Below are 17,122 nucleotides of genomic sequence, written 5' to 3' on the forward strand. Positions count from 1 at the left end.
GCGCACTGCGACCGCGCTGGCCCAACCAAAGGTGGATTGTTTCACAGCCTCGCGCACTTAATTGTGCACTGCAATGACAGCCACCTCGACAGCACTACGTTTCGTCATCGCCGGTATGATCGCCATGGCTGTTGCCATGGGCATCGGCCGCTTTGTCTATACGCCGATCCTGCCTGGCATGATGGAGGAGCTCCATCTGTCGCCGGCCGATGCCGGGTGGATCGCCTCCGCCAACTATCTTGGCTACCTTGTCGGCGCGCTGGCGGCGGCGGGCGGTTGGGCGCAGGGACGTGAACGCATGCTGATGCTGGTGGGTCTCGGCGCCAGCACTGCCCTTGCTGCGTTGATGGGACTGTCCGACACCATGGTCGCCTTTCTCGTCATCCGCTTTCTGGCCGGCCTGGCCAGCGCCTTCGTCATGGTGTTCATGGCCAGCATCGTTTTCAGTCATATTAACGCTGCCGGCCGCGGCGACCTGCAGGCGTGGCATTTTGGCGGCGTTGGTCTCGGCATCGCGGTGTCCGCGGCGATGATGGCGGCGCTGGTCACCGAACATGCCGGCTGGGCGGCTGGCTGGCTCTGGTCGGCGGCAATTTCGGCTTGCGGTTTCGTCGTCGTGGCGCTGTTGGCGAACGAAGGCCCACTCGCCAATGGCGACGCCACGCGCGAGCCGGCGCTGCCGAAGGACTGGTCGCTGATGAAGATCATCGTCGCCTACGGCCTGTTCGGTTTTGGCTATGTGGTGACGGCGACGTTCCTGGTCGCCATCGTCCGGCAAGGCGGCGGCAGCCGCGTCTTCGAGGCGATGGTGTGGATGGTCGCCGGCCTTGCCGGTTTTCCCTCCACCTGGCTCTGGCAGAAGATCGCCGCCCGGATCGGGCTTTACGCAGCCTATGCGCTGGCATGCTTCATCGAAGTTGCGGGCGTCACCGCCAGCGTGGCTATCGGCGGACGCACAGGGCCACTGCTTGGCGGCCTGTTGCTCGGCGGCACCTTCATTGCCATCACGGCACTTGGCCTGCAGGCCGCGCGGCACCAGGCGCCAAAAGCGCCGCGGCGTATCTTTGCCTTTATGACGGCGTCCTTCGGCCTTGGCCAGATCATCGGCCCGATCGCCGCCGGGTTGCTGGCGCAGATGTCAGGCGATTTCTTCCTCGCCTCGATCGCCGCCGCAGTGATGCTGGTCGTCTCCGGCGCCATCACATGGTCGGCCGCGCCAAAATCGCCATGATTATAGGGTTGCTCGATGCCGGGCATCGGGTAGGCATTTGCTTTCCACCTAATATGTGACTTTATGCCCGCTAAACCCCGCTGATTTGCCCATCGACCGAGGAATCCCCCACAGTGTTCGTATCCTTCTTCCCGCAGCCGAAGCTTTTTTTCTCTTCGGCAGCCATCTGGAGCCTTGCGGCGATCCTGTTCTGGTTTTTCGGCGGCGAGCAGTTGGGCGCCGTTTTCGGACTGCCCACAGCTGCCGCCGACGCGCCACCAATCGTCGGTATCGCCGTCCTCGCGTCTAAGCCGTTCCTCTGGTTCTACATCTATTTCACTGTCTGCGTTGGGGTCTTCTACGCGTTCTGGCGGCTCTACGCGCCGCACCCCTGGCAGAATTGGTCCATCCTTGTAGCGGCATTGATCCTGTTCTTAATCTATTTCAATGTGCAGATCAGCGTCGCCGTTAACGACTGGTACGGTCCCTTCTTCGACTACATCCAGGGGCTGATTTCCAAGACAATAGAATCGACCAATGCCGAGTTTTACGCCCGGCTGGCCACGTTCGCTTGGCTGGCGCTGGTCGGCATGAATGTCAGTGTTATCAATGCCTTTATCGTCAGCCATTGGATATTTCGTTGGCGGATGGCGATGAACGAACACTTCATGACGAACTGGAGCAAATTGCGCCACATCGAGGGGGCTTCTCAGCGTGTTCAGGAAGACACGATGCGTTTCGCTCAAATCATGGAGGATCTCGGTACCAGCTTCGTGCAGTCGATCATGACGTTGATTGCGTTCCTTCCGGTCTTGATCAAACTTGAAGTCCATATCAGCGAATTACCAATAGTCGGCGCCGTTCCTCATCCCCTTGTGGTTGCCGCGATCGCCTGGTGCGTTTTCGGAACCATTTCAGTAATGATCGCCGGTTTGAAACTACCAGGCCTCCAGTTCCGAAATCAGCGCGTCGAGGCAGCATATCGCAAGGAGCTGGTCTATGGAGAGGATCACGCTGACCGTGCTCAGCCCGCCACGGCAGCAGAATTGTTCAACAATGTTCGCCGAAATTACTTCAGGCTTTACTTCCATTACATCTATTTCAATGTGGTTCGTTATACCTACTTGCAAGCCGACAATATCTTCTCATTCTTTGTCATGGGGCCGTCGATTGTGGCGCACAGGATAACACTCGGCGTTCTCAATCAGATACCGAACGCGTTTGGCAGAGTGACGGGTTCGCTGCAGTTTCTGCTCACCTCCTGGTCGACCATCGTCGAGCTGCAATCGGTCCACAAACGCCTGCGCGCCTTTGAAGCGACGCTGCAAGGCGAGCCGCTGCCGCCGATCGATCAGCGCTATCTGGAACGCCAAGGCGCCGAGGACCCGGCTTAAAAAGCTGAGGTTTGGAACCGGGTTGGCGGCTCAGCCGCCAACCGATGCCTGTGTCTCGCCGGCTTTCCGCCGCGAAGCATAATCGCGAAAACTGATGCATTCGACATCGGCCTTGACGCAGACCTCGCCGGCAAAGCGCTCCAGCGCGTTCCAGTAGGCGCCGTCATTCATCAGCGCGAAGTGGAAGCCGAGTTCCAGCGGAATGCGCTTGTCCCGATATTGCGCATCGAAGGCGGCGCGAAAGGCATCGTAGGTTCGGTTGGCGAACTCGTCCGCCTTGCTCGGCCGCTCAAAGCCGCCGGAATGTCTGACATAGAGATTGTAATCCATGGCGATCACCGGCCTTGATTTCGGTCCTTCAGGAATCTGCGGCAGTGAAAAGTGCATGATGCCTTGGCTGGCCGTCGGCCGGGCAGGGCCCTGCGAGACGCCGCTGGCGTCGAATTGATAGCCGGCCGCCGGCAGTGCCTCGTAGAGCGCCTTGTCCGTCGACAAATACGGCGCGCGGAAACCGACCACCGCATGCCTTGCGAAATCGCGCCAGCCCTCCGGTTCGGGCGCGATGCCGTTGATCGCATAGGCGTTCTCGAGAATGTGCTCGAACGAGCTGAACTCCTTCAGCCAGTCGGCCTTGCTCCAGTCCTTGCCGTCGAAATGGCCGCAGCCATGGCTGGCGATATCGTGGCCCTCATGCGCGGCAAGTCCGATCTGCTCGAGCCGCTCGCTCACTTCCTGCTTGGAGGCGGCAAAGCCGATGTTGGATTTGCCTGATGTCTTGCCGGGCGCCGTGTATTCCTTGCGCGTTTCCGGCGACAACAGGAACACGCAGGACAGGAAGTAGGTGAAATGCGCCCCGGTGCGCTGCGCCAGCGCGCGGCTGCGCTTCCACTGCGAAATGTCGCGGGCGCTGTCGAACGAGATGATGACGACCTGCCTGGGCTTTGGTGGCGCCGGCGGATCGGCCAAAGCCACACCGGCGGTGGCGAGCGAAGCGAGGGAAAACGCAACAGCGCGGAACGGACGATACATCGGCAATCTGATCTTAACTCGGAGGATGTCTGGAAGCCGGCTATCGCGCAAATGTGGCGCGGGTGCGATTGGTCTTTTGGGCGGCCCGCCGTGGGAATAGGCGATTTTCCCGCCGAACCCCTTCCATGCCGACAAAATTTCGCTAAAACGCGGGCTGACAACGGCCCGAGAGGGCAGGAATGGTTTGATTGATGTCCGACGACAGTTTTATCCGTGAAGTCAACGACGAGATGCGTCGCGAACAGGCGCAGAAGCTGTGGGACCGTTTCGGTCCCGCCTTGCTTGTCCTCGCGATCCTCGTGGTGCTCGGCACCGCCGCCTTCGTCGGCTATCGATACTGGGACGAGACGCGCGCCAACCGCTCCGGCGATGCGTTCTCGCAGGCGCTGAAGCTTGCCAATGACGGCAAGAACGACGAAGCGCTGACCGCTCTCGACCAGTTGGAGAAGGATGGCTACGGCGCTTATCCGCTGCTCGCCCGCATGCGCGCCGCGACCGTCAAGGCCAGCAAGGGCGACGTCGACGCCGCCGTCAAGGACTTCGACGACGTCGCCGCCGACACGGCCATTCCTTCAGGCATTCGCGACATGGCCCGGCTCAGGGCAGCGCTCCTGCTTGTCGACCATGGCTCCTTCGCCGATGTCTCCAGCCGGGTCGAGGCGCTTACGTCGGACACCAACACGCTGCGCCACACGGCGCGCGAGGCGCTCGGTCTTTCCGCCTGGAAGGAAGGCAAGACCCAGGATGCGCTGAAGCTGTTCGACCAGATTGCCGCCGACGACGGCGCCCCGCGCAACACCCGTGAGCGGGCAACCTTGATGTCCGAGCTGATCCGCGGGTCGGGCAGTGCGTCGTGACCTTCAAAGTCGCCATCATCGGCAGACCTAACGTCGGCAAATCGACTCTTTTCAATCGGCTGGTGGGAAGGAAGCTGGCGCTTGTCGACGACACGCCGGGCGTCACCCGCGATCGCCGTGTTCATGCCGCCAAGCTTTACGATCTGCATTTCGACGTCATCGACACCGCCGGCTTCGAGGATGCCGCCGCCTCGACCTTGCCGGGCCGCATGCGGGCGCAGACCGAGATTGCCATCCGCGAGGCCGACCTGATCTTCTTCACGGTCGATGCCAAGTCCGGCCTGATGCCCGATGACAAGACTTTCGCCGAGATCGTGCGCAAGTCCGGCAAGCCGGTCGTGCTGGTCGCCAACAAGGCCGAGGCGAAAGGCGCCCAGGGCGGCATGCTGGAGGCCTGGGAGCTCGGCCTCGGTGAGCCGATCCCAGTATCGGCCGAACACGGCCAGGGCATGCCCGACCTGCGCGACGCGGTGATCGGAGCGCTTGGCGAGGCGCGCGCGTTTGGTGAAGAAGAAGACGGCGAAGGCGAAGAGGTCGTCGCCGGTGAGGTGCTGATCGGCGAGGACATCGTCGACCCGGATGCGGAAGATGTGCCTTCATACGACGACACCAAACCGATGCGCATCGCCGTCGTCGGCCGCCCGAATGCCGGCAAATCGACGCTGATCAACGCGCTGATCGGCGAGGAGCGGCTGTTGACCGGGCCGGAAGCCGGCATCACCCGTGATTCCATCTCCGTCGACTGGGACTGGCATGGCCGCCGCTTGAAACTGTTCGACACGGCCGGCATGCGCCGCAAGGCGAGGATCCACGAAAAGCTGGAAGTCATGTCGGTGCAGGACGGCTTGCGCGCCATCCGCTTTGCCGAGATCGTCATCATCGTGCTCGACGCCACCATTCCTTTCGAGAAGCAGGATCTGCAGATCGCCGACCTGATCATCCGCGAGGGGCGGGCGCCGGTGATCGCCTTCAACAAATGGGACCTGATCGACCATCCCCAGGAGCTTCTGGCGGAGTTGCGCGAGAAGACCGAGCGGCTGTTGCCGCAGGTGCGCGGCATCCAGGCGGTGCCCGTCTCGGCCGAAACCGGGCGCGGCCTCGACAAGCTTATGGATGCGGTGCTGAAGACCCACAAGGTGTGGAACAGCCGCGTCTCGACAGGCAAGCTCAACCGCTGGCTGGAAAGCATCCTGGCGCATCATCCGCCGCCTGCCGTCGCCGGTCGTCGGCTGAAGGTCAAATATGTCACCCAGGCCAAGACGCGGCCGCCGGGCTTCGTCGTCCAGTGCTCGCGGCCGGAGGCGATGCCGCAATCCTATGTCCGCTATCTCTCCAACAGTCTGCGTGAAGCCTTCGACATGCCCGGCGTGCCGATCCGCATTGCGCTGCGCACGTCGGACAACCCGTTTGCCGGCAGGGCCAAGAAACGCAGCTGAGCATCGCTGCCCGTCCTGGCGCCATGATCAAGCCACGTCGCGCAAACCGTTTTCGTTGGTCCGCGTGTTATCGGGCAGCTGTTGCCGCACCGCCTGCAGCAATATCTCGGCGAGGCGCGCGACCACCGGCTCGGGTTCGGCATCCTTGCGGTGCAGGAACAACGCCATTTTGGGTAGTGCCGGCAGCCCAGCGATCTCCGGTGTCATCGCGCTGACGCTGGCCGGCAGGCCGATGTCGGTGCGGATGGTCAGCCCCAGTCCCGCCGCGACAGCTGCCCAGATGCCGCCAAGGCTTGGGCTGGAAAAGGCCATCCGCCACGACAGACCGGCGCGGTCGAGCGTTTCGGTCGCCACCGTGCGCAAAAGGCAGGGTGCTTCAAGCGCCACCAGCGGCAGCGGCTCGCCGTTGCGCAGGCTGGTCGCGATGCGCTTTGCCGGGCCGATCCAGCGCATCTGCACGTCGGCGACGTGCTCGCTGTAGGGCAGCGTCTCGCCGCTGTGCCAGGCGAGCGCGATGTCGAGATTGCCTGAAGTGACGCGCTCGGCAAGTTCGTAGCTGCGCGCGATCCTGGCTTCGATCTTGACCTTGGGATGGGCACGGGCGAAGCGCCCGAGCACGTCAGGCAGCACCGCCTCGCCGAAATCCTCCTGCAGCCCAAGCCGTACCCAGCCTTCCAGCTCGACGTCATGGATAGCGGATGCCGCCTCGTCATTGAGCTCGATCAGCCGCCGCGCATAGCCAAGCATGGTCTCGCCGGCCTCGGTCAAGGCGAGGCCCCGTCCCGACTTGCGGAAGATCGGCGTCGCCGCCTGCTCCTCCAGTTTCTTCAATTGCGCGCTGACCGCCGACGTTGATCGGCCAAGCCGGTCGGCAGCCTTGGCGAAGCTGCCCAGCTCCATGCCGGTGACGAAACTGCGAAGAACGTCGAGGTCGAATGTCACGCGTCGCACGGCAATAGTCCTGATTTTCAGGATAGTAAGTCAAAAACTTCCCGATATTCGGCATGAATCTATGGCGGTAAAGACGAGGCGTCAAGGTCCGGATGCAGTCGGACCATCAAGGGAATTCAGTCATGTCGCTCGTCGCTACGGATTTGGGATGCAGCCAGGCCAGGCCTCGGCAGCAGCCGGATGGAGCCGCCGCTGGTGCCGCGACCGTCCGCTCCAATCATCGCTGGAAGGTGCTGGGCATCGGTGTTGCCGCCAATGCCAGCTTTTCCGCGACCTTCTCCGGCATCCCGGCGACGGCGGTCTTCTTGCGCTCTGGCTACCAGCTCGGCAATGGTCAGCTCGGGCTGGTTCTCGGTCTGCTTGGCCTGGGTGTGGCGCTGAGCGAACTGCCGTGGGGATTGCTCACCGATCGCTGGGGCGATCGCCGCGTGCTGCTGGCCGGACTCGGTGCCACCGCGGCATGGCTGCTTCTCATGGCATTGCTGGTCGTGCCGTCGCCGGCACACCTTCCCGGGGTTGTGCTTCTGGCCGCCGTGTTGCTTGTCACTGGCCTGCTTGGCGGCAGCGTCAATGGCTCAAGCGGCCGCGCCATCATGGCCTGGTTCCGTGAAGGCGAGCGCGGCTTCGCCATGAGCATCAGGCAGACTGCGGTGCCGCTCGGCGGCGGGCTCGGCGCCTTTGTCCTGCCGTCGCTTGCCTCGGTGCATGGCTTTGCAGCGGTCTACGGCCTGCTGGCCGCATTCTCCGCCGTCACGGCGCTTTTCGCGTGGCGCTGGTTGCACCAGCCACCAATCGGCGAAGACGCGACGTCCGCCAGCGACGCCATGGTGTCGGCCGGCCCGACACCGCTGCGCAATCCGGACGTCTGGCGTATCGCAATGGCCATCGGCCTGCTCTGCGTCCCGCAAGTGGCGGTGCTCACCTTCGCCTCTGTTGGGAACGACAGTGATCAGCGCCAGCCTGGCAGCCGTGCAGGTCGGCGCCATGGTCATGCGCGTCTGGAGCGGCCGCTTCACCGATCGACGCGGCAACCGCCGCTCGTTCCTCCGCTTTTTCAGCATGCTGAGCGCAGCCGCCTTTGCCACCCTCACGCTGCTTGTGTTTGTCGCGGCCACCATTCCCGCCTGGCAGCCGGTGCTCGCGACAACGATCGTTGCCGCGCTGATCGTTGCCGGCATCTGTGTTTCAGCCTGGCACGGCGTTGCCTACACCGAGCTTGCCACGCTTGCCGGCGCCAGCAATGCCGGGACGGCGCTCGGTCTGGCCAACAGCTTTGTCTTTGTCGCCTTCTTCCTGGTGCCGATCGCCATCCCTGGGCTTCTGGTCGTCGGATCATGGGCGTGCGTCTGGCTATCGGCCGCCATCTGCGCGCTGATGGCTCGGCCGATTTTCCTGCGGCCGGCCTGACTTCGCATGCTGGCCGCAAAATCGCCCGACTTCGGAACCACGACCTTGAGCCGACTGAGAAAACCCGATCGAACCTGTTAACGTCCCATCAAGGTTAATGCATCATTTTGCTCTCCAGTGGGGTCAGTCGCGTTCCTGGAGAGAGTTCCGTGCATCGACGTGTGTTGAAGCGGCTTGCGGCCGCCGCCGGTGAGAAAAAACGTGGCTTTCTGACCCCGTTCGTCATCGGTCTCGGAATCTGGATCGGCTTTCCGACCGTCGCCGCCTACCAGGACATGACCAGCTTTGTGTCCGGCCTCGAAGCGTCGAACACCCGCTGGAATTCCTATGTCGAGAAATCCGTCGCCGGCTCGACCCATGCGGCCGAGATGCCCTTTGTCGATTCCGACGTCACCGGCTCCATCTCCGGATCGGGCGTCCATCTGGCCGGCGTCGGCAACGTGTCGTTTCGTGGCAAGGGCGGCAAGGTCAGCGGCACGCCCGACGAGGATCGCATCGTGCGGGCCGACAAGAAGGGCCGCATCGTCCAGGTTTCTCCCGTCACGCCGCCGAAGAATTTCAATGCCGGCTCGATCTTCGAGCGCACCTCCTCCTTGCTGCGGCCCAGCATGGATAGCGGCTTGAAGATGGCTTTCGCCAAACCGCAGATCAAAGGCAAGGAAATCCAGATCGCCGCGGCATTCCATGCGCGTGAGGACAAGAAGCCGGATCCCGGCGTGCCGGCCATGCTTGCCGCGCTGGTCAACAACGACCATCCCGATGTGCTGGCGACCGCCTATGCGCAGGCCGAGCCCGACTATGCCAAGGCATCGCCCTTCGAAGCCCTGCTTCAGGACGAGCAGCCCAATGACGGTCGCTTCATCCCGCCGATGGCCAAGGGCGACCATTCCTGGATCCAGAACCCGCTGCCGGCGAGTGTCTTCTCCAAGAAGGAGCAGGCATGCCTTGCCAACGGCATCTATTTCGAGGCGAGAAGCGAATCCGTGCGCGGCCAGGCCGCCGTGGCTCAGGTCATCCTCAATCGCGTCCGCAACCCGGCCTATCCCAATTCGATCTGCGGCGTCGTCTACCAGAACGACAGCTGGTTCAACCGCTGCCAGTTCTCTTTCGCTTGCGACGGCAGGAGGAAGCGCATCGACAGCCCCGCCGCTTACAAGACCGCGCAGGATATCGCCATGGCCGTCACCGCCGGCAAGATCTTCATCCCCGAAGTCGGATCGTCGACCCACTACTACGCCCAATATGTCCATCCCGGCTGGGCGCGCACGATGCAGAAGATGACCAAGATCGGCCTGCATATCTTCTACCGCACCTATGGCGGCGGCTGGAGCTGAGCACCGCACAGTCACCGATCTTTTCGCGCTGCGTGCAGCCGATCGAAGAGCCAATGCCGGGGGGATTCGTGCAGCGCATCCCCGTCGTCGTGGCGGGCACGATGTCGCACCTTTATAACCAATTGATTTTGTTGCCTAAAATACATGACAATGAACTTCCGCCCGTGGCTTGACTGGCGCAAACCCTCTAACTATGTTGCCGGCGACTTTAGAAGCGGACGGACGGTGACGGTCTGACCGGGCAGGGGGGTTGCGATGGCCGATAAAAACAGGCCAGACGGAACCGGAGAAACCGGCCGCGGCAAGCAGCATGAAGCCGAAATCCGCGACGACGATCTTGAGCGCCGCCGGCGTGATCTTGAAGCATCGCTTGCGACAAGGCGGCCGGACCGGCTCGAGGGGAAAGACGACGCGAAAGCGGGCAGTGTGGCCGGTTATGGCCAGGCGCTCAAACTCTCCAGCGAGTTCATCGCCGGGGTGGTGGTGGGTGCCGGCATCGGCTGGATCATCGACCGTCTGGCGGGGACATCGCCATGGGGTCTGATCGTGTTTCTGCTGCTGGGTTTTGGCGCCGGCGTGCTCAATGTGATGCGTTCCGCGGGCGTTGTGGCAGAATTCGGACAGGGCGATAAATCGCGCCGTGACCAGGACGACAGGAAATGACCGCGCTTCATGTGTGGTAATGGTAACGAAGCCGTAAGCGGCATTGACGGGGTTTGAACGTGGCAGCTGACAAGGTCGATCCGATCCACCAGTTCCATATCAACAAGCTGATACCGATCGAGATCGGCGGCTACGACCTGTCTTTCACCAATTCCGCACTGTTCATGGTCGCAACCGTGGTCGTTGCGGCGGCATTTCTGTTTCTCACAACCTCGAGCCGCAGCCTGGTTCCCGGCCGGCTTCAGTCGGTCTCCGAGATGGCCTATGAGTTCGTCGGCAACATGTTGCGCGATGCCGCCGGCACGCAGGGCATGAAGTTCTTCCCGTTCGTGTTCTCGCTGTTCATGTTCGTGCTGGTCGCCAATCTGCTTGGCCTGTTCCCGTATTTCTTCACCGTCACCAGCCATATCATCGTCACCTTCGGCCTCGCCGCCCTGGTGATCGGAACCGTGGTCGTCTACGGTTTCATGAAGCACGGTTTGGGCTTCCTGAAGCTGTTCGTGCCGCATGGCGTGCCGGTCTTCCTGCTGCCGCTGGTGGTGCTGATCGAGGTGATCTCCTTCGTGTCGCGCCCGGTCAGCCTCTCGGTTCGTCTGTTCGCCAACATGCTCGCCGGCCACATCACGCTGAAGGTGTTTTCTGGATTTGTCGTCAGCCTGAGCGCGCTGGGCGCGGTCGGTGTGGCGGGCTCGGTCCTGCCGCTGGCAATGGCGGTGGCGCTGACGGCACTGGAACTGCTGGTCGCTTTCCTGCAGGCCTACGTCTTTGCGGTGTTGACCTGCATGTACCTCAACGACGCCCTGCACCCTGGGCACTGAGCAAGAGTTTCCGGCCCAACATTGGCGCCGGATTGAATCGCAACGGAATTTTAGATCCAAAGGAGTTGAACAAATGGACGCAGAAGCAGCAAAGTACATCGGCGCCGGCATCGCTTGCCTGGGCATGGGTGGCGCGGGCATTGGCCTCGGCAACATCTTCGGCAGCTACCTGGCGGGCGCTCTGCGCAATCCGTCGGCTGCTGATGGCCAGTTCGGCCGTCTGATCTTCGGCTTCGCCGTGACCGAAGCTCTGGGCATTTTCTCGCTTCTCATCGCGCTTCTGGCCCTGTTCGGCTGAGCTAAGCGTTGGGAAGATTGGACAGGCCGGCCGCGCGAGCGGCAGGCTTGAATTTCGGGGATAGTCCATGTTCGTGACATCTGCCTTCGCGCAAGAGTCCGCACCTGCAGCCGACACCAGCCACGCTGCGACGGAAGGCGACACGCATTCCGGCACCAGCGTGCCTGCCGAAGCGCACGGCACGTTTCCACCATTCGATCCTGCGACGTTCCCGTCGCAGCTTCTGTGGCTGGCGATCACTTTCGGGCTGTTCTACCTCTTCCTGAAGCGGGTTGTGATGCCGCGCGTCGGGGGCATCATCGAGGTCCGCAACGACCGGATCACCCAGGACCTCGACCAGGCGAGCAAGTTGAAGGGCGAGGCCGACGCTGCCGTTGCTGCCTACGAGCAGGAACTGACGGAAGCCAAGACCAAGGCCAACGCGATCGGCCAGCAGGCCGGCGATGCGGCCAAGGCCGAAGCCGAGACCGCACGCAAGAAGGTCGAGGCGGCCCTCGACGAGAAGCTTGGCGAGGCCGAAGCCCGCATTTCTTCCATCAAGGCCAAGGCCATGAAGGAAGTCGGCAGCATTGCCGAGGACACCGCTTCGGCGATCGTCGAGGCACTGGTCGGCGGCAAGGCCAGCAAGGCCGAGATCGCGGCCGCGGTCAAATCCGTGGCCCGGTGAGGAGCGCATCATGGATTACACATCTCTCGCGACGCTCTGGGCAACGATAGCCCTCATCATCTTCCTCGGCGTTGCCGTTTACATCAAGGTGCCTGGCATGATCGCCAAGGCGCTCGACGCCCGCGCCGCCAGGATCAGCAACGAGCTGGATGAAGCGCGCCGGCTGCGCGAGGAGGCCCAGCAGCTGCTCGGCCAGTACCAGCGCAAGCGCAAGGAAGCCGAGCAGGAGGCCGCCGACATCGTTGCGGCCGCCAAGCGCGAAGCCGACATGCTCGCTGCGGAAGCGCACAAGAAGACCGAGGACTATGTCGCCAGGCGCACCGCGCTTGCCGAACAGAAGATCGGTCAGGCCGAGCGAGACGCCATCAGCGAAGTCCGCGCCAGCGCCGTCGACATCGCCGTCGAGGCTGCGCGTGCGCTGCTCGCCGGCAAGATGGACGCCAAGGCCGGCGCCGACCTCTTCAAGGCATCGCTGGCGGATGTGAAGTCCAAGCTCAACTGAGCCTGTAACACAGAGCAAAGATCAAAGCCGCCCGGGAAACCTGGCGGCTTTTTGTTGTGGAAAACTATCCGCTCAATCCAGGCCGGCGAGGCTCTCGTCTTCCGCCACTTCCGTCCCGCCAAGCCTGAACGGCGCGAAGGACACGCGGTGCAGCCGCGCCACCGGCCCATGCGCTTCGATCGCCGTGCGATGGCGGGCCGTGGCGTAGCCCATGTGGACCTCGAACCCGTAGCGCTCGTGATGGTTGCCGCAGCCGCACATCATGCGGTCGCGCATCACCTTGGCGACGATCGAGGCAGCGGCGATCGATTGCGAGCGCTGGTCGCCCTTGATCAGCGCGCGCGCCACGCAGGGCAACCCTGGCGGCACGTCGCGCCCGTCGGCGAGCGCGAGTTTCGGTTGGACCGACAGCCCGACCAGGGCGCGGCGCATCGCTTCCAGGCTGGCCTTTAGGATGTTGCTGCCGTCGATGCCCTCGGCGCTGATGGACGCCATCGAAACGCCCAGCGCCGAGCCAAGAATTCGCACGAACAGCGCTTCGCGTTGCAGATGGCTGAGACGTTTGGAATCGTCGAGCCCGTCTGGAATGTTGGCGGGGTCGAGCACCACCGCCGCCGCGACCACCGGCCCGGCCAGCGGACCGCGGCCGGCCTCGTCCATGCCCGCCACCGGCCACAGGCCATCCGTCATCGCCTTCGTCTCGAAGGAGAAATCGGGTTTCTCGATGATCTCAAAGAGAAGCGGAGAATCGGAACGCGCGCGAGCCATGTTGCGGCGAGGTTCGCATCGGCTCCGATTCTCCGCAAGTCCCTCCGGGTCGGGTGGGGCGCCGGACCGGGAGGGCACCGTCTGCAGGCCGGGGCAGGCCGGACGGGATTCTTGTGCCGCGACAGGTCAAACCGCCGCGACGAATTGTCTTTTCAAAGCAGGGTCAGCTGCACCTGGTCCTTGCCGCCGGCCACGAACTGATCGGTCCGAAGCGTGCGCCGTTCGACGTTGAGGCCGAGCCGCTTGGCGGTGATCTCGAAGCGCCGGCCGATCTGCCAGGCGTAGGGACCAGCACCCTTCATGCGCTTGCCCCACTCCGAATCGTAGTCCTTGCCGTCGCGCATCGAGCGGATCAGCGACATCACGTGGCGGTAACGGTCGGGATAGTGGCGCAACAGCCAGTCCTTGAAGATCGGACTGACCTCCAGCGGCAGGCGCAGCACGACATAACCCGCTTCGCGCGCACCGGCGGCGCGTGCCGAATCGAGGATGCGTTCCATCTCCTGGTCGGTCAGGCCGGGGATGATCGGCGCCACCATGACCGAGGCCGGAATGCCGGCATCCGAAAGCTGCCGGATCGCCTCCAGCCGCTTGGTCGGCGTCGAGGCGCGGGGCTCCATCGTTCTGGCCAGCATGCGATCGAGCGTCGTCACCGACAGCGCCACCTTGGCCAGCCCGCGCTCGGCCATGCGCGACAGGATATCGATGTCGCGCGTCACCAATGCGGACTTGGTGACGATGCCGACCGGATGGCCGCGCGCTTCCAGCACTTCGAGGATCTCACGCATGATCCGATACTGCTTCTCGATCGGCTGGTAGGGATCGGTGTTGGTGCCGATCGCGATGGTGCGCGGCTGGTAGCTATCCTTCGACAGTTCCTTGTAGAGCAGTCGCGCCGCGTCCGGCTTGGCGAACAGCTTCGATTCGAAATCGAGGCCTGGCGACAGGCCCATGAAACTGTGCGTCGGCCGGGCAAAGCAATAGACGCAGCCATGTTCGCAGCCGCGATAAGGATTGATCGACCGGTCGAAGGAGATGTCTGGCGATTCGTTGCGGGTGATGATGGTGCGTGGCTTCTCGACCTGCACCTCGGTCTTGAAGGGCGGTAGTTCCTCCAGCGAATTCCAGCCATCATCGAAGACATGCCGGCTGACAGGCTCGAACCGGCCGGATGGATTGATGCCCGCCGACCTGCCGCGATTGCGGTCCGGACGGACACGCACGCCACTCTGCTCGATCATCGCATTGGCCATCTCGGCTCTTCCAGCTCCGAAAGCTGCAATGTCGGCGCGCACGATCTGTTCCATCTTCGCCCGCTCCCAGGGACTGTCTATGTTGTGTCGAATCGCTCTGTTCATGAAATTATTCCTATTTCGCCGATGAGAACAAAGCAAGAACTTTTTATGGTGCGCTGCAAAAACTGGCGCTGCGTTCGGCTTTCCGCTATTCGGCTAATGATGCTCAGTGTCCTGATCGAAACCCGCAATGACGAGGAGGGCCTCGCCCGCACGCTCGCCTCGCTGATTGGCGGCGCGGTCGAGGGCGTGGTGCGTGACGTCATCGTCTGTGACACGGGTTCAACCGACCAGACGCATCGTGTTGCCGAGCATGCCGGCTGTCACTACGTGACCGGCGGTATCGCTGCCGGCATCCGCCAGGCCAAGGGTGACTGGGTGCTGCTCCTGGAGCCGGGCTCGCGGCTGGTGGACGGCTGGATCGATGCGGTCGTTGCCCACACGGCCAGGCAGACCATGGCGGCGCGCTTCTCGCGGGCGCGCGGCAGCCGCACACCGTTCCTGGCCCGGGTGTTTTCGGGAAACCGCGCCTTGGCCGATGGATTGCTGATCAGCAAGCTTCAGGCCGCGGCAGCGTCGAAGAGTGCCGGCAGCGCCGAGGCCATCGCACGCGGCCTCGCGACAAAGCGGCTCGACGCCGAAATCTGGGTGGCACCGCCGAAGCAGCGCTCCCCGGAGTGATCTTTTTGCAGGTGCTCTGTTCATTGTGCATTGCACAAAATCTGACGCGAGGTTAGTTTCCCGTTCAGACGGGTGGATTGGGTTTGGGTCATGCCGAGTGATGAGCACCGATGCGGCATCGGCGCCACGCTCATAGCCGAGGACCCGATGAAGCTTTCACCTCCCAACAAATCCGGCGCTGCCAGTCTTGAGGCCGTTGCCCGCAACGGCAGCCTGCTGCGCCGCATCGCCGTGCGCATTCCGACCTATCTGACGGACCTGCGCGAAAACCCTGCCTGGCTGCCGATGTTCGTGCTGGCGCGCACAATGCCAGGACGCCGGATGCATTGGCTGGGCGCAAAACGCGCTCGTCCGGCCCATAATTCGGGGGATACGATGTTTGCCGGCGTCGACCGCGAAGCCGTGGTCGAAGCGCTGCGCTCCGACGGGCTGTTTTCGGGCCTGATGCTGCCACCGGCGACCCATGAAGAGATCGCCAGTTTCGCCCAGCGCACGCCTTGCTTTGGCAATTTCGATCGCCGTCTCGAATTCATGCCGGGTGAACATGCCGAGGCCGAGAAACGCATGGGTCGCTCACTGCTCAGCGGACATTTTTTCGAGCGCATCCTCGACTGCCGGGCGGCACTCGCCATCCAGCGCGATCCGCTGCTTCTGGATATTGCGGCGCACTATCTCGGCGGCCAGGCAAAACTCATCACCACGCGCGTCTGGTGGAGTTTTCCGACGGGTGAGGCTTCGGACGCCGACAAGAACCTTGCCTCGCTCGGCAAGTATCATTTCGACCTCGACGACTGGCGCATGCTGAAATTCTTCTTCTATCTCAAGCCGGTCGACGCCGACACCGGCCCGCATGTCTATGTCCGGGGCAGTCACAAGCGCCGCAGCCTCAAGCATCAGCTCACCTTGCTGGTCGGCCATCCCGCACAAGAGGTTCTGGATGTCTACGGCGAGCACAGCCCGGTGACGCTGACCGGTGAAGCCGGTCTCGGCTTCGTCGAGGATCCGTTTGGCTTCCACATGGGCACGGTGCCGGCGCGCACGCCGCGGCTGATGATGGAAGTCGGCTTCGGCGTGTCGCCGCCCTCACGCCGGCGCTTTCACGGCGAGCCGGTCATCCGCTGACAGGGAACCATCCCAGCCGGTCCCGCCTTCAAAATCGTGGCCGAGACTATTCATGCGGCATCCGGTTGGGAATGACACTTCGAAGGCGCAAGCAGTGTTCTGCTGGCGAAACCGAGGTCGGGCGCTTGAATTGCTTGCCGTTTGGCCTCAACCGCGCCGCAGATGCTCGTCCAGGCGCGGCATGATCTCGACGAAGTTGCAGGGCATGTGCCGGTAGTCGAACTGCGCCTTCAGGATGCCGTCCCAGGCGTCCCTGCAGGCGCCGGGCGAGCCCGGCAGCACGAAGACGAAGGTGGCGTTGACGACGCCGCCGGTCGCCCGGCTCTGGATCGTCGAGGTGCCGATCTTGTCGTAGGAGATGCGGTGGAAGACTTCCGAAAAGCCGTCCATGCGCTTTTCGAAGATCGGCTCCAGCGCTTCCGGCGTCACGTCGCGGCCGGTGAACCCGGTGCCGCCAGTGGTGATGACGACGTCGATCGCAGCGTCCCGCGACCAGCCGAGCACCTTGTCGCGGATCTTTTCGCGGTCATCGGTGACGATATCGCGGGCGGCGAGGACGTGGCCGGCTTCAGTGATGCGGTCGGCCAGTGTCTGGCCGGATTTGTCGTCGGCGAGGCTGCGTGTGTCCGAGACGGTCAGCACCGCGATGCGGATCGGAATGAAAGGCCGGCTCTCGTCAATCCTGGCCAT

General features: G+C 63.1%; 18 protein-coding genes and 1 pseudogene. 14 read left to right on the plus strand and 5 right to left on the minus strand.

What is annotated here, in order from left to right:
- Positions 1-73 precede the first annotated feature (73 nt).
- Positions 74-1,231, plus strand: a complete 1,158-nt coding sequence (locus CGZ66_RS38295) for a YbfB/YjiJ family MFS transporter (RefSeq protein ID WP_095091878.1) — start codon at positions 74-76, stop codon at positions 1,229-1,231.
- A 113-nt stretch (positions 1,232-1,344) separates the two neighbouring features.
- Positions 1,345-2,604: a peptide antibiotic transporter SbmA gene (sbmA, locus tag CGZ66_RS38300; protein WP_095091879.1), complete on the plus strand. Its 1,260-nt coding sequence runs from the start codon at positions 1,345-1,347 to the stop codon at positions 2,602-2,604.
- Positions 2,605-2,634: 30 nt separating this feature from the next.
- Here sbmA and CGZ66_RS38305 read toward each other — a convergent pair whose 3' ends face one another.
- Entirely contained in the window at positions 2,635-3,633 is a 999-nt protein-coding gene (locus CGZ66_RS38305) for a polysaccharide deacetylase family protein (RefSeq protein ID WP_095091880.1), read from the minus strand.
- A 191-nt stretch (positions 3,634-3,824) separates the two neighbouring features.
- On the opposite strand from CGZ66_RS38305, the gene CGZ66_RS38310 reads away from it, so the two are divergent.
- Both CGZ66_RS38310 and der read left to right on the plus strand, forming a co-directional pair.
- Positions 3,825-4,490: a tetratricopeptide repeat protein gene (locus tag CGZ66_RS38310; RefSeq protein ID WP_095091881.1), complete on the plus strand. Its 666-nt coding sequence runs from the start codon at positions 3,825-3,827 to the stop codon at positions 4,488-4,490.
- A complete protein-coding gene (gene der / locus CGZ66_RS38315; RefSeq protein ID WP_095091882.1) occupies positions 4,487-5,926 on the plus strand; it encodes a ribosome biogenesis GTPase Der in 1,440 nt (479 codons plus the stop codon). The genes CGZ66_RS38310 and der overlap by 4 nt, the downstream gene beginning before the upstream one ends.
- A 27-nt stretch (positions 5,927-5,953) precedes the next feature.
- Here der and CGZ66_RS38320 read toward each other — a convergent pair whose 3' ends face one another.
- Complete coding sequence (locus CGZ66_RS38320; protein WP_095091883.1) at positions 5,954-6,877, minus strand: LysR substrate-binding domain-containing protein; 924 nt, start codon at positions 6,875-6,877, stop codon at positions 5,954-5,956.
- 122 nt (positions 6,878-6,999) lie between these two features.
- Between CGZ66_RS38320 and CGZ66_RS41280 the strand changes: the two are divergent.
- The 8 genes and pseudogenes from CGZ66_RS41280 to CGZ66_RS38355 all read left to right on the plus strand — a co-directional run.
- Positions 7,000-7,734 (plus strand): annotated as a pseudogene (locus CGZ66_RS41280) (MFS transporter); the annotation flags it as partial.
- Positions 7,735-7,822: 88 nt separating this feature from the next.
- Entirely contained in the window at positions 7,823-8,284 is a 462-nt protein-coding gene (locus CGZ66_RS41285; protein ID WP_245331401.1) for an MFS transporter, read from the plus strand.
- Between the two features lie 149 nt (positions 8,285-8,433).
- On the plus strand, positions 8,434-9,618 hold the full coding sequence (locus tag CGZ66_RS38330; protein ID WP_095091884.1) for a cell wall hydrolase: 1,185 nt from the start codon (positions 8,434-8,436) through the stop codon (positions 9,616-9,618).
- A gap of 255 nt (positions 9,619-9,873) precedes the next feature.
- Positions 9,874-10,281: an AtpZ/AtpI family protein gene (locus CGZ66_RS38335; RefSeq protein ID WP_095091885.1), complete on the plus strand. Its 408-nt coding sequence runs from the start codon at positions 9,874-9,876 to the stop codon at positions 10,279-10,281.
- Positions 10,282-10,340: 59 nt separating this feature from the next.
- Positions 10,341-11,099, plus strand: a complete 759-nt coding sequence (locus CGZ66_RS38340; protein ID WP_095091979.1) for a F0F1 ATP synthase subunit A — start codon at positions 10,341-10,343, stop codon at positions 11,097-11,099.
- Positions 11,100-11,172: 73 nt separating this feature from the next.
- Complete coding sequence (locus CGZ66_RS38345; RefSeq protein ID WP_006206606.1) at positions 11,173-11,397, plus strand: F0F1 ATP synthase subunit C; 225 nt, start codon at positions 11,173-11,175, stop codon at positions 11,395-11,397.
- A 67-nt stretch (positions 11,398-11,464) separates the two neighbouring features.
- Entirely contained in the window at positions 11,465-12,064 is a 600-nt protein-coding gene (locus tag CGZ66_RS38350) for a F0F1 ATP synthase subunit B (protein WP_095091886.1), read from the plus strand.
- A gap of 10 nt (positions 12,065-12,074) precedes the next feature.
- Positions 12,075-12,566 carry a F0F1 ATP synthase subunit B gene (locus CGZ66_RS38355; protein ID WP_095091887.1) on the plus strand — a complete coding sequence of 164 codons (492 nt, stop codon included), beginning with the start codon at positions 12,075-12,077 and terminating at the stop codon, positions 12,564-12,566.
- 72 nt (positions 12,567-12,638) lie between these two features.
- On the opposite strand, the gene CGZ66_RS38360 is transcribed toward CGZ66_RS38355, so the two are convergent.
- Together CGZ66_RS38360 and CGZ66_RS38365 are read right to left on the minus strand one after the other, a co-directional pair.
- Positions 12,639-13,334, minus strand: a complete 696-nt coding sequence (locus tag CGZ66_RS38360) for a ribonuclease HII (protein ID WP_095091888.1) — start codon at positions 13,332-13,334, stop codon at positions 12,639-12,641.
- A gap of 152 nt (positions 13,335-13,486) precedes the next feature.
- Positions 13,487-14,641 (minus strand): PA0069 family radical SAM protein, encoded by a 1,155-nt coding sequence (locus CGZ66_RS38365; protein ID WP_143748966.1) that lies wholly within the window; start codon positions 14,639-14,641, stop codon positions 13,487-13,489.
- Positions 14,642-14,791: 150 nt separating this feature from the next.
- Here CGZ66_RS38365 and CGZ66_RS38370 point away from each other — a divergent pair, with 150 nt between their 5' ends.
- Positions 14,792-15,310, plus strand: coding sequence for a glycosyltransferase (locus tag CGZ66_RS38370; protein ID WP_095091980.1), 519 nt, complete (start codon positions 14,792-14,794; stop codon positions 15,308-15,310).
- Between the two features lie 147 nt (positions 15,311-15,457).
- Positions 15,458-16,432: a hypothetical protein gene (locus CGZ66_RS38375; protein WP_095091981.1), complete on the plus strand. Its 975-nt coding sequence runs from the start codon at positions 15,458-15,460 to the stop codon at positions 16,430-16,432.
- A gap of 147 nt (positions 16,433-16,579) precedes the next feature.
- Here the strand turns inward: CGZ66_RS38375 and moaB are convergent, their stop codons facing one another.
- On the minus strand, positions 16,580-17,122 hold the full coding sequence (gene moaB, locus CGZ66_RS38380) for a molybdenum cofactor biosynthesis protein B (RefSeq protein WP_095091890.1): 543 nt from the start codon (positions 17,120-17,122) through the stop codon (positions 16,580-16,582).

Origin of the sequence: Mesorhizobium sophorae, assembly GCF_002270415.1 — a bacterium.
GTDB lineage: Bacteria > Pseudomonadota > Alphaproteobacteria > Rhizobiales > Rhizobiaceae > Mesorhizobium > Mesorhizobium sophorae.

Coding starts and splice junctions, on each gene's coding strand:
- CGZ66_RS38295 (WP_095091878.1), top strand. CDS start 74: ATGACAGCCACCTCGACAGCACTACGTTTCGTCATCGCCGGTATGATC.
- CGZ66_RS38305 (WP_095091880.1), bottom strand. CDS start 3,633: ATGTATCGTCCGTTCCGCGCTGTTGCGTTTTCCCTCGCTTCGCTCGCC.
- CGZ66_RS38310 (WP_095091881.1), top strand. CDS start 3,825: ATGTCCGACGACAGTTTTATCCGTGAAGTCAACGACGAGATGCGTCGC.
- CGZ66_RS38335 (WP_095091885.1), top strand. CDS start 9,874: ATGGCCGATAAAAACAGGCCAGACGGAACCGGAGAAACCGGCCGCGGC.
- CGZ66_RS38345 (WP_006206606.1), top strand. CDS start 11,173: ATGGACGCAGAAGCAGCAAAGTACATCGGCGCCGGCATCGCTTGCCTG.
- CGZ66_RS38350 (WP_095091886.1), top strand. CDS start 11,465: ATGTTCGTGACATCTGCCTTCGCGCAAGAGTCCGCACCTGCAGCCGAC.
- CGZ66_RS38355 (WP_095091887.1), top strand. CDS start 12,075: ATGGATTACACATCTCTCGCGACGCTCTGGGCAACGATAGCCCTCATC.
- CGZ66_RS38360 (WP_095091888.1), bottom strand. CDS start 13,334: ATGGCTCGCGCGCGTTCCGATTCTCCGCTTCTCTTTGAGATCATCGAG.
- CGZ66_RS38365 (WP_143748966.1), bottom strand. CDS start 14,641: ATGGAACAGATCGTGCGCGCCGACATTGCAGCTTTCGGAGCTGGAAGA.
- CGZ66_RS38370 (WP_095091980.1), top strand. CDS start 14,792: ATGCTCAGTGTCCTGATCGAAACCCGCAATGACGAGGAGGGCCTCGCC.
- CGZ66_RS38375 (WP_095091981.1), top strand. CDS start 15,458: ATGAAGCTTTCACCTCCCAACAAATCCGGCGCTGCCAGTCTTGAGGCC.
- moaB (WP_095091890.1), bottom strand. CDS start 17,122: ATGGCCAGGATTGACGAGAGCCGGCCTTTCATTCCGATCCGCATCGCG.